Source organism: Aminobacterium sp. UBA4908, assembly GCF_002398115.1.
GTDB classification, from domain to species: domain Bacteria; phylum Synergistota; class Synergistia; order Synergistales; family Aminobacteriaceae; genus Aminobacterium; species Aminobacterium mobile.
In genome coordinates, this window is sequence record NZ_DHCG01000002.1 from 515,204 (window position 1) to 526,596 (window position 11,393).

The window sequence follows — 11,393 nt, forward strand, 5'->3', positions numbered from 1 at the left end:
TGCTACCTCCTGCGCATCGTCCACACCTGCACGGCTGCACTGACAATCTGACTTGACGTAAGGCCATAATATTCCTGTAGCTCTTCGGACGTCCCACTCTGTCCGAATTTGTCATCTACAGCTACAAACTTTACAGGAACAGGGTAGCTGCGACACACAAGTCCAGCTATAGCCTCACCCAATCCACCATGAGCCAGATGTTCTTCCGCCACTACACAGCAACCAGTACGATGTATAGATTCTAGAATCTGTTGAGCAGGTAAGGGACTGATGCTGTAACAATCTATGACTTCTGCGCAAAGGTCCTGTTGGGCCAAAATGCGCGCGGCTTTAAGAGCTTCGTGCACCATAATACCACAAGCACAGATGGTTACTTCAGTCCCCTCTTTTAAAACCCTACCGCCACCCAACGAAAAATCCACGTCATCTTCCTTATACAGCAACGGTAACTTTGAACGCCCTAAACGAATATATATAGGGCGTTTAACCTCTGCCGCCATCTTAATGATAGCCCTAGCCGAATAAAAATCCGCAGGAGCAAGAACTCCTAAACCAGGCAATACCCTCATAAGTGCTATATCCTCAAGCATTTGATGAGTAGCCCCATCTTCTCCAACGGTAACTCCGCTATGAGTAGCAATAAGTTTTACAGGCAGTCCCGGGATAGCAATAGTCTCTCGTATCTCGTCGTAAGCTCGCCCTACCAAAAAAGAAGCAAGAGATGAGACATATACTCTAAAACCAGCCAACGCAAGACCTGCTGCCGTAAGGACCATATCCTGCTCTGCAATCCCCACATCCACATATCGTTTTGGGTTTGCTTTTTTAAAAGAAGCACTTCGTGTGGACGACCCTACATCCCCATCCACAACTACAAGATCATTATATATAGTATTGAGTTCGATTAAAGCTTCCCCATAGGCATCGCGCGTGCTTTTCATTGTTATATTATTCATAGCAAGAGAGCCCCTCCTGAATCTAATTCTCTCAGAGCTTTATCTACTAGATCTCGAGTCAGAACCATAGAGGCTTTATATCTTTGTCCTTCTAGAAAAGAAACCCCCTTACCTATAACAGTCCGTGCAATAATAGCCAAGGGTTTTTCTGCATTTTTCTTTACGAAGGCTCTTTCCAGACTTTGAAAATCATGACCGTCAGCCTCTGCTACCTGCCAACCAAAAGCAATGAACTTGTCTTTCAGAGGTTCAATAGACATTACCTGATCTACAGAGCCTTCCATCTGGGTATTATTTCGGTCTACAATAACTGTGAGCTGACTGAGTTTATAATGAGTTGAGGTCATGGCTGACTCCCATATGGCTCCTTCTTGCAATTCCCCATCGCCTGTAATGCAAAAAACTCGGCTATCCAGACCTCTCATTCTCAACCCAAGAGCTATTCCATTAGCTACTCCGAGCCCCATGCCAAGAGATCCACTGGATGCGTCAATCCCTGGCGTTCGGTTTACTAAAGGATGACCCTGCAACATAGTTCCTAACCGTCTATAATTCCATAATTCCTCGCGGTCAAAGAAACCACGATTCGCCAAAGCCGCATAAAGAGCAGGACATCCATGCCCTTTACTCAAAACCAGACGATCTCTTTCCGCCCACATAGGATCTTCTGGTTTCACATTAAGGATATGCCAGTATAACCACGCCATAATCTCAACTATAGAAAGAGAAGATGCCAGATGACCGGAACGGGCGACTCCTATCATACGCACCACATCTTTGCGGATAGAGGCAGCAGCTTCTTTGAGCAACGTCTCTTCATGTTCAGATAGAACTGGCACTACGCTTCAACTCCTCCCAAGCTTTTTCTACTGATTGACAACTCTCTTTTGTCGCTGCTTCAACAGAATGACGATCCACAACAGGCCATGGGAAAGAAGGGATGTCTTCTCCATTAAAAATAGCCATTCCCCATTGAGAAGCAAAAGCTTCCACTTTAGGGTCATAAGGAACAGCTAAAGTAGAGCAACCGAAAAGAAGCGACAACATACAGAAATGGAGACGCATACCTATAGCTATATTACCAAGGCTCCAAACCTTCTGCACATCTTGCCATGAACGTACTAAATGCACTTCTTTACACGACAATATTCCTCGCGAAACAAAAGAGTTGATTACGTTCAAGTCCTCAGGCGCCAAAGCCACGCCTATCACTGGAAGATTATTCTCTGCTGCCCAGCGAGTGGCAACCTGAGCTGTCTTTTCTGGTAAAAGCCCAGGCCATGGGCGGATATTGACGAGCAAAGCATCAGTTTTTTCTCTCTCAAAAGACACTGAAAGCCCCATAACAGGATCAGGAACAAGTTGAGCAGTAAGCCTCCAGTCTTGAAGAATTTCTAAGGATCTCTTATCACGAACAGTACGCATAGAACACCCGGCTATGGCATTATGAGCCAGCCATTGTCCAACTCGCGTACGGAAAGGGCCTATAGATTGGGCAAAAACTCCTGTTCGACATTTTGCTAACCGAGCTAACTTCAGAAGGCCCCAATAATAAAAACAGGAACGAAGGCTTGTGGAATCCTGGAATAGCCCTCCCCCTCCAAAAACCAAGGAATAACTTTTACGAAACACATTAAAAACATCTAAAATATCCCAACGATTTACAGACGGAACACAAAGCATAGCAGAGGTATTCTCTGGATCTGCCGATAGGACAACGATACGCTCTCTAGCAATGCCTATATTTTCGAGATGGGCAACCATAGACGCAGCTAAAAGCTCGTCTCCAAGGTTCCCAAATCCATAATATCCAGCTAATGCTACAGCGTATTGCCGACTCAATCCATAATCACTCCTCGCCAACGCTTCCAGAAGGGGATGCACACCCAATGAAAGAGCGCAAGTAAAATAGCTCCAAGGAGAATGCCAGTCCACCATCCATTAAATTGACGCCATAAAATAAAATAAAGTGGCGTATGGAAATGACAAAAACTGTTTACAAGGGAACAAAAAGCCAAGGTAGCCCCAAGCCTGAAAATCTCCCGATATCGCTCCCATAAATTACGACGTTTAAAATAATACCAGAACAAAAGGGCTGGATACCCTGCAAAGAGCTCCTTGTTTCTTGGGCGAGCTACAAGAAGACGCTCAAGAGTGTCTCGCAATGTCACTTCCCACCCAGGAACAAATTGAGCATTTCCACTTCGCAAAAGGGTCACTGCTGCCCCTACAAGCAAAACACCTATTAAGAAGAGCTCGCCCCATAGAGGAGGCCTTGCCAGTACTTGTCCTAAAGATTCGGGATGCACTCTTCTTCTTAAATCATAGAGCAAGACAATGAGAGGCGGCAAAAAAAGAGTAGCCTTCACTCCAGAAAAGGCCCGTAACCGCAGCATAAAGACAGGGAAACTGAAAAGAGCCGCTAAAGCAAGACCTCCTATGACAGCAACGATAAATCCTCCCAATATCCCGCGAAGGGGCTTCTTCCATTCTTCCAAAGCAATAAGAGTAGCTTCCGCAGCTAAAAAGGCAGCAGTTAAGGCACCTACCAAGCGTGCAGCAAAGGATATTTTCCACATCCCTACGCCAAGAAAGGCCCCGATAACTATAAAAGCAACGATTTGCACACTACCTAAGAAAGAGAGGTTTAGCAAGAGAAAACGATCTGCTAAACGAGCGACAAGAAGAAGGAATATCAAAGCACATCCAACGGCTCCTAGAAACGACATATTCCAACCTGAAAATGTTTCCGGCCATTGGACAACTATCCCCCGCTCGGAAAGCCCCTGAGAGAGGCTTTGTACTTCTTCCTCAAAATCGCCTAATGGATCGGAAGAAGCTTCATAGAGGGTCGGCCTCATGAGAAGCAATCGAACCCCCCGCTCCTTAGCTGCCCGAACCATCCGTTCATACAGCGTGTTTCGAGAAATATTCCTGCTGATCATCTCTTCTGTTGTTACGCTATGGAGAGGTAAAAGATCCGGATACAGGAGCCAGTTTAACTGTTGGGCCCCAAGTTGCCGAGAAAACTCCACCATAGCCACAGGAATCCCTGCCTCCTTCAATACATTCGCTAAAGGACGCATATCTGGATATCCAGCAGCAAAAAGACCCGAAGGAGATACACAACGAATTACCGAAGGGAAATCATCGAGAAGAGCCTCAAGCAAAGCCATCTCGTTTTCAGTATCACTCACAGCAACCGGCGCTACGCGGTACATAACAGGAATCCCTGCGGAGAGAGCAAAGAGGAGTCCCGCAAAATCAGGCACAACACCAGTCTCCAGCAACTCGTCTATAGTATGAGGGAGAACATAAAGAATGCCATTTTCTTTCTGATATCGTCGGCTATCTGGGAAACGAGTTTGAAGGGCCGTATCGTACCACTCTATCCCCTTCATACCTTTAGCAAGCCAAATAGTTGCCGAACCATACGGCTCATCCAGTCCCTCTCCTAAAGAGTCAGGGAGATCCGCCACTGTTCCGTAATAAAGAGGAACAAGTCCTGCAGACAGATCTTTACCTGTCATTTCCGCCACTATTAAGCCAGACACTCCCGCATTAGTTAAGCGATTAAAAACTGCCTCCGGGGTCTGGCGACCTTTAGAAGCCAAAGAAAGAACATCTCGATATTCCAAAATAATGCCGCTGTTTCGATTTTCTTTCTCTACTTTCCATCGAGGCGTAAGAGCCACAATAGAGAGGATAAAAGCTACAACTAACATAAATGCTGTAAAAGTTCTTTTTGAAAAACTCATTTCTCGCTCAGCCTCCATTGCATTGTCAGAGGGAAACCAGCCTCTTCAAGAAGACAGCTTAAACGGAAAAGAGGAAGTCCCACTACATTGTAATAGCATCCGCAAATTGAACGAACGAGAAGAGCCCCTCTTCCCTGTATTGCATAAGAACCAGCTTTATCGAGCCCCTCGCCGCTCTTTGCATAGTTCTGAAGATCTTCTTCTTTCATAGATCTAAACGTAACTTCTGTACATTCCACGTCAGATAGAGTCTTTTGATCATAACAAAGAGCTACCCCAGAATAAACACGATGGGTTCGGCCGTTGAGAAGACAAAGCATTTTGAGAGATTCTTCCTGGTCGACTGGCTTTCCTAAAACACGCCCATCTATAGCTACCACCGTATCAGATCCTATAACATAACTATGAGGGAACTGGCTGGCAACTGATTGGGCTTTTAGAGTTGCAAGACGACGAGCCATAGCCTCGGGCTTTTCATCACCCAGAGGCGCTTCGTCAACATCAGATACTACAACTTTAAACGGCCAGCCTAGAGAAGCTAAAAGTTCCCGCCGTCTGGGGCTAGCTGAGGCCAGAACTAATTGTTTTACCGAGCGATCCACAGTCCTACAATACCTCCGATCAAAGTTCCAACATTGCAATGAAGATAAAACTTCAAACCAAAATCCATAATAGCAAGCCGTACATCGTGGAGATCAAAACCTATGGAGATTATATTGCGGAAATAAGGAGCTGTCAGAGTAAATTTCTGCAAATAAAACCCCAACAGAGTCCCAATTATTATGCAAATTATCAACATCCACCAGCGTACATTTCCACTTCGTCCTAAGGCCACTATTCTCTACCTCCATATACTCATCACTAAGCTTATTCCGGCGGGAACAAGACAATACAACGCAAAGATCCGCCAGCGTCCGAGGGTCACCATCTTTCTAAACCATACTAAAGCTCCATATCCCGTCACAAAAGCTGCAATAATACCGCCATACCAAAAATCAGGCAAACTATCAACAAAACCGCCTGCTCTCACGAGGTCCATCACTTGAAGCAATGTGGCTCCTAGAATAGCTGGCAAAGAGAGAAGGAAGGAGAAACGAAAAGCTTCTTCTGGGGAGAGACCTCTTTTCAGACCTGTTACAATTGTCGCCCCTGATCGGGAAATTCCAGGTATAACTGCCAATCCTTGCGCTACCCCAATAACAATTCCAGACAGTAATGAAAGTTTATTTGATCTCTGAGGCAAAGAAGAAGCATACCATAAGAGTAACGATGTTATTAAAAGGGCGCATCCAATAAGAGCAGGAGATACCATCCATCTCTCTACCACCGGCTTGAGAGGGAATCCAATAGCTCCTGTAACGATAGTCCCGCAAATAACGGCCCATCCAAGGCGCCACCCTTCTGTTTCTCGACCAGACGGGGAAAACAGCCCCTTAAACCACTCTATTGCCAAAGAGTAGATATCTCTCGAAAAGAAGACAACCGTAGCTATCATCGTACTAAAATGGAGCAGCACATCATAGGTAAGGCTATCCTCTGCGATGCCCCATAGATTCTGTAACAAAGCTAAATGTCCGGAACTACTAATTGGAAGAAACTCTGCAAGGCCTTGTACGATGCCAAGAATTAACGTTTCAGCTTTCATGAATTTCCGTCCCCTCGATCTTTGTAATAATGGGTAAAATCATAGGCTTTGCATTTGCATACCGACGCCGTATCACATCTTTTACACGGCTCTTCATACGGAGAGCCAACATCGTAACTTCCACTTCTTTTTTCTTTTGAGCAAAATGGTCGAACACTCTCTTGACTGTGGAGAGAAGCTCTTCATGTAAAGTAGACGCATCCTCCATATGAATGAATCCGCGACTTTCGATACGAGGCTCAGATACGAGATGTAAGCCTCCATCGACTACAACGGAAATAACCACAAGGCCATCCTCTGCCAGCTCATGGCGCTCTTTCATAATGCTGCCTTCCAGCTCCCCCATAGCCACACCATCTACCATAATGCGACCAGATGGGATACGCCCCTTCACCTGAGCTCTTTTGTCCGTCACTAAAAGAACGTCGCCATTTTGCATTACAAAGGTATTTTTAGTGGGAACCCCTATCTCCTGCGCCAGTTGAGCATGACGAACTAGGTGTCGATACTCACCATGGACTGGCACAAAATAACGCGGCTTTACAAGATTTAACATGAGGCGCAGCTCATCTCGTGCCGCATGCCCAGACACATGTATTTCTTTTTCACCCTCATAAATAACATCGCATCCGCAAGCAAACAATCGATTGATAGTATTGCTAACCAACTTTTCATTCCCAGGGATAGGGCTGGCAAAAATTGCCACTACATCCTTTTCCCCCAGCTGGATCTGTCGATGCTCCCCCTTGCTCATAAGAACAAGCCCAGAAAACGGTTCGCCTTGACTTCCTGTCGTCATGACTACAACCTGGTTAGGGGCGTATTTATAAACATCAGTTGCAGGAATCAACATTTTGTCATCGGCTGAAAGATAGTTTAAGTCTCGCGCCAATTCCACATTAGTAACCATGCTCCTCCCCACAAAGGCAACCTTACGGTTAAAACGTCCTGCAGCATCTACAACCTGTTGTACACGATGCAAGTTACTTGCAAAAGTTGCTATGACAATGCGTTTATTTCTATGAAGGCGGAAAATACGATCAAGGGTCCCCCCTATAAGGAATTCCGACGGGGTAAATCCCTTTCTTTCCGCATTTGTAGAATCAGAGAGCATAAGAAGCACCCCATCACGGCCAGCCTCTGCAAAAGCAGCGTAATCGGTTAACCGTCCGTCTATTGGGGTAGGATCCAGTTTGAAATCGCCTGTATGCACAATAAGTCCGAGGGGCGTAGATATCACCAGCCCCACCGCGTCGGGAATGGAATGACAAACAGCAACAAAACGAATAGAAAAAACTCCTAGTTGAACTTCATTCCCAGCCTTAATCTCTACAAAATTTCCGTTGTAATCGGGGACTGTTTCTTTTAGCTTATTTTGAACCAACCCTAAGGTTAGCCGAGTTCCATATACGGGCACATCGAGTTTAGGTAACACAAAAGGAAGAGCCCCTATATGGTCTTCGTGTCCATGAGTAAGGAGAATGCCACGAATTCGCTGGCGATTTTCCACTAAATATGAAATATCAGGAATAACAAAATCTATGCCTAACATTTCTTCGTCGGGGAACATAAGTCCGCTGTCTACTACAATAATATCTTCCCCAAATTCAAATACATACATATTTTTCCCGATTTCCCCTAGACCACCTAGGGCAAAGAACTTTAATTTTTTTACAGCATTAGATTTTCTTGGGCGACGCCTGGTTCGCTTTAAAGGTTTTTCAGGCATGTATCCACCTCCAGTAATACAAAAATGCATTATAACGCAGCTCTCTCGCCACCGCTATGTATCCCAATCCTCATTGCTTCTTCAATATTTTTTTGGTACAATTCGTTGTTACTGTAGAGAAAGCCCCTCTAAAGGAGGTAGGAATCATTGAATCATTCAAGTATTGATTTAGCACCAGTAATGACACGAAGCGGGTACGAAAAACTTACCGCTGAGTTAGTCGATCTTAGAAGCAACGGGCGAGCAGAAATATCCCGACAGCTAGAGGAAGCCAGGGCATTTGGTGACTTAAGCGAAAACGCAGAGTATGCTGCTGCAAAAGATGAGCAAGCTAAGTTGGAAGCCCGCATTTCATGGCTTGAGTTTCAGTTGAGCAAGGCCAAGGTTATTGACGCCTCAGATGTAGACACAAGCCGGGTTACTCTTGGAACAACTGTAACGATAGAAGACACAACCAACAAAAAAGTGTTCACCTATACTATCGTGGGATCAGAAGAAGCAGATCCAAAGCTAAGCCACATCTCATCCTCAAGCCCCGTCGGAAAATCTCTTCTCGGCAAATCCATAGGAGACGAAGTTCACGTTAAAGTCCCCCGAGGTATCAGGAATCTAAAAATAGTTAGTATCGCTCTTATGCCTTAATAGTAAAAAAGACATGCGCCTGCTCATTATTTGCAGGCGCTTTTCTTTTCAAAAGACAATTGAACCAGTTCTGAGAGAAAGAGAGGGAAATCGTACCCCGCAGCAGCTGCCGCCTTGGGAACAAGGCTTGTACTTGTCATCCCTGGCACAGTATTCACTTCCAGCACCCATGGGGTTCCGTCTTCCTCTACACGGAAATCAACTCTAGCGTACCCCTCACATCCTAAAACCTGAAAAGCCTGACATGCCAAATGAGCAAGATGTTCTGATACTTTCGGCTCGTAGGGGGCTGGGGTAATATATTCCGTCATTCCTGGCGTATATTTCGAGTCATAATCGTAAAAACCCTGTTTAGGACGAATCATTACCGCCGGCAGAGCTTCAGGACTTCCTTTTCTTTCCCACACTGCAACTGTTACATCAACTCCTGAAATAAACTCTTCCAAAACAGCACGATCATCATATCTCCATGCCTCTTCAAAAGCTTGCTCAAGCGAAGACGCATCCTTGACTACAGATACACCAATAGTGCTTCCTCCATTACAAGGTTTGAGAATAGCCATTTTGTGAGTAGCTATAAAATGACGGCTCTCTTCTATAGAAAAAGAAGAATTTTTCAAAACCAGCAGTCCAGCGGGGGTTGGAATGCCGTAAAGGTTCAAAAGCCCCTTAGCTGCTGCTTTGTCCATAGAAAGAGAGCACGCCAAAGGCCCCGGCCCTGTATAGGGAAAATTCATGGCTTCAAGAGCTGCTTGAACTCTCCCATCTTCTCCCCAACCTCCATGGAGGGCAACAAAAACAGAAGCAAGCCCCTGAACGTTGCGAAGCTGAAAAACATCTGCCAGGGAGTGGACCTTAAAAGGTACTACTTTATATCCACACTCCTCTAACCCCTTGCTTACAGCTTCTCCGCTTTTCAGAGAAACCTCTTTTTCTGGTCCATCTCCACCATATAAAACAGCTACTACCATCTTTTTATCCACGTCGTCATCCTCGTTTCATAGCTCGTTGTCTGCCCTTTCCCTTCTTTTACATTAAAAGGGGAAAGGACTGGAAAGTTTTTTATCTCCAAAGGCCAAAGGTTTATCGGGGAAAGCGTTAATGACAAGACGCACACTTACCCAATCGTCATCTTCTTTTAAATCATCTCTATAGATAAGCTGCCATTGTAAACAGCACCTAGGATCGTACGTTAAGATATAAGCACGTTCAAACCATTCGGTAGTTTTAACGTTGTAAGCGCTACGAACAGCCAATGAAATATCTTTTCCTACAGGGAAAGCAAATTGCTGATAAAATTCTTCTAAATCACTATATCGATCCCACACCATAGGAGAATGTCCGTCTACCCATCGCCGCCGATAGGCCGTTCTGGCATCGATAGGTCCAAGTTTATATCCAGCCCCTACAGACAGCCATAAAATCTTCTGCTCGTCATCGCCACCATCATATCGAAAATGCCAATAACTCGAAGCCCAAAAGGGGCGAATGGGAGCGGGATTTCCAATTCCGGAGAGAGTGATGCCAAGTCCCATTCTGTCAGACTCATAGGCTTTACGACCTCGTCGCTCTTCGTAGCTTCCAAAAGAACCAGCCACGCTCCATCTCGTGTTCATCCACGACATAAGAGGCCACGAAGGACTGGAAAAAGTAAATTCGGGGTCGCGATAGAGTAAGTTTTTATAACTCTCACCGCCGCCCTTCTCTATATCAAGCGCCTCACGCTGAGACCACCAAAGCCTCGCCCTCCATCCATTCCACTCACCGCGGAACCCCCAAGATGGACGGAAAGCTTCCTGGTCTGTCGTTTCTTCCCAAGAATATTCTAGATTTCCAAACAGGGTTACGCCTGTCAATCCTATATTCTGAAGATTTTGAGAAGCAGAAACACTGCCTTCCAACCCCTTCTTAGACCACATCATAAAGCCCAAACGGGCCCCTCCATCGTCCCATACGATAGGCCCGCTGTATCCAGCTCCAAATCCTTTATCTGAAGTATAAAGAATCGTGGGCATCAGTTCGGAGTCAAGAAAACCTTTTTCCTTATTCAGGGCAACTACATAATCAAAGGGGTAGGTAAATAAATAAGAACCACCTATATAAACCTTGGGATTTTTGGCGACGATGCTCTTCCCTGGAATGATAGTAAGTTTCTTAGTTGTTACATTATAGTGGGGATGTTCTTGAGGACACGTAGTTAAACTCGTATTGCGCCACTTTCCTATAGTGGTCTTCTCTTTTATTCTTTTCGCCGATTTTTGGCTAATCCAACCTTTTTGAGCAGCTCTCTCTACTGGAGCAAAATCAAGCTGCTTCCCTCGCACAAAGAGGGTCCCTTGTCCTGCTGGCATTTCGCCCTTTGCACCATCGAGGACACCTTCCTCTGTCTCAAGATGGTAGACAAGACGTTGCCCGGAAAGCTTATTAGCACCATAAAAAATAGTAACACTCTTCCCTGGCAGCGCTTCGGCCAAGGCTTCCTGAGTTGCTACATCGTACTCCATATAGTCAGAATAAATACGGATAATACCGTAGTTAAGGACGGCACTCCCCTTTGCGGTGGCTACAGTGCCCCTTTCGTCATAGGCTACAACCTCTGCTTCCAAGGTCACTTCTTTCGCTTCTTCCGCCCTTAAAGGATTCTGCAAAAAAAGCAACACCAT

The 11,393-nt window shown here is 45.4% G+C and carries 11 protein-coding genes; 1 reads left to right on the forward strand and 10 read right to left on the reverse strand.

The features are described 5' to 3' along the window. Window positions 1–2 precede the first annotated feature (2 nt). The 8 genes from B4J50_RS03370 to B4J50_RS03405 are packed head-to-tail and all read right to left on the reverse strand — an operon-like array spanning window position 3 to window position 8,088. Window positions 3–956: a transketolase family protein gene (locus tag B4J50_RS03370; RefSeq protein WP_034326235.1), complete on the reverse strand. Its 954-nt coding sequence runs from the start codon at window positions 954–956 to the stop codon at window positions 3–5. Continuing rightward, on the reverse strand, window positions 953–1,795 hold the full coding sequence (locus B4J50_RS03375) for a transketolase (protein ID WP_024821799.1): 843 nt from the start codon (window positions 1,793–1,795) through the stop codon (window positions 953–955). Before B4J50_RS03375 ends, B4J50_RS03370 begins: the two co-directional genes overlap by 4 nt. Next, window positions 1,779–2,798 carry a polysaccharide pyruvyl transferase CsaB gene (gene csaB / locus B4J50_RS03380; protein ID WP_286847322.1) on the reverse strand — a complete coding sequence of 340 codons (1,020 nt, stop codon included), beginning with the start codon at window positions 2,796–2,798 and terminating at the stop codon, window positions 1,779–1,781. The genes B4J50_RS03375 and csaB overlap by 17 nt, the downstream gene beginning before the upstream one ends. After that, the gene (locus tag B4J50_RS03385) at window positions 2,795–4,714 is read right to left on the reverse strand and encodes a DUF5693 family protein (protein WP_024821797.1); all 1,920 of its coding nucleotides are present in this window, start codon (window positions 4,712–4,714) and stop codon (window positions 2,795–2,797) included. Before B4J50_RS03385 ends, csaB begins: the two co-directional genes overlap by 4 nt. Then, window positions 4,711–5,316, reverse strand: coding sequence for a Maf family protein (locus B4J50_RS03390; protein ID WP_024821796.1), 606 nt, complete (start codon window positions 5,314–5,316; stop codon window positions 4,711–4,713). Before B4J50_RS03390 ends, B4J50_RS03385 begins: the two co-directional genes overlap by 4 nt. After that, window positions 5,301–5,549 carry a hypothetical protein gene (locus B4J50_RS03395; RefSeq protein WP_024821795.1) on the reverse strand — a complete coding sequence of 83 codons (249 nt, stop codon included), beginning with the start codon at window positions 5,547–5,549 and terminating at the stop codon, window positions 5,301–5,303. Before B4J50_RS03395 ends, B4J50_RS03390 begins: the two co-directional genes overlap by 16 nt. A 6-nt stretch (window positions 5,550–5,555) precedes the next feature. After that, window positions 5,556–6,359, reverse strand: coding sequence for an undecaprenyl-diphosphate phosphatase (locus B4J50_RS03400; protein ID WP_024821794.1), 804 nt, complete (start codon window positions 6,357–6,359; stop codon window positions 5,556–5,558). Beyond that, on the reverse strand, window positions 6,349–8,088 hold the full coding sequence (locus B4J50_RS03405) for a ribonuclease J (protein WP_024821793.1): 1,740 nt from the start codon (window positions 8,086–8,088) through the stop codon (window positions 6,349–6,351). Before B4J50_RS03405 ends, B4J50_RS03400 begins: the two co-directional genes overlap by 11 nt. Before the next feature lie 180 nt (window positions 8,089–8,268). On the opposite strand from B4J50_RS03405, the gene greA reads away from it, so the two are divergent. Further along, window positions 8,269–8,730 carry a transcription elongation factor GreA gene (gene greA, locus B4J50_RS03410; RefSeq protein ID WP_051461124.1) on the forward strand — a complete coding sequence of 154 codons (462 nt, stop codon included), beginning with the start codon at window positions 8,269–8,271 and terminating at the stop codon, window positions 8,728–8,730. A gap of 26 nt (window positions 8,731–8,756) precedes the next feature. On the opposite strand, the gene B4J50_RS03415 is transcribed toward greA, so the two are convergent. Together B4J50_RS03415 and B4J50_RS03420 are read right to left on the reverse strand one after the other, a co-directional pair. Next, a complete protein-coding gene (locus B4J50_RS03415) occupies window positions 8,757–9,713 on the reverse strand; it encodes a D-alanine--D-alanine ligase family protein (RefSeq protein WP_051461095.1) in 957 nt (318 codons plus the stop codon). Between the two features lie 51 nt (window positions 9,714–9,764). Continuing rightward, the gene (locus B4J50_RS03420) at window positions 9,765–11,393 is read right to left on the reverse strand and encodes a hypothetical protein (protein WP_286847315.1); all 1,629 of its coding nucleotides are present in this window, start codon (window positions 11,391–11,393) and stop codon (window positions 9,765–9,767) included.

Bases quoted from the DNA above. Each gene is read 5' to 3' on its own strand.
- B4J50_RS03385 (WP_024821797.1), bottom strand. From the start codon at position 4,714: ATGAGTTTTTCAAAAAGAACTTTTACAGCATTTATGTTAGTTGTAGCT.
- B4J50_RS03420 (WP_286847315.1), bottom strand. From the start codon at position 11,393: ATGGTGTTGCTTTTTTTGCAGAATCCTTTAAGGGCGGAAGAAGCGAAA.
- B4J50_RS03400 (WP_024821794.1), bottom strand. From the start codon at position 6,359: ATGAAAGCTGAAACGTTAATTCTTGGCATCGTACAAGGCCTTGCAGAG.
- B4J50_RS03370 (WP_034326235.1), bottom strand. From the start codon at position 956: ATGAATAATATAACAATGAAAAGCACGCGCGATGCCTATGGGGAAGCT.
- greA (WP_051461124.1), top strand. From the start codon at position 8,269: ATGACACGAAGCGGGTACGAAAAACTTACCGCTGAGTTAGTCGATCTT.
- B4J50_RS03405 (WP_024821793.1), bottom strand. From the start codon at position 8,088: ATGCCTGAAAAACCTTTAAAGCGAACCAGGCGTCGCCCAAGAAAATCT.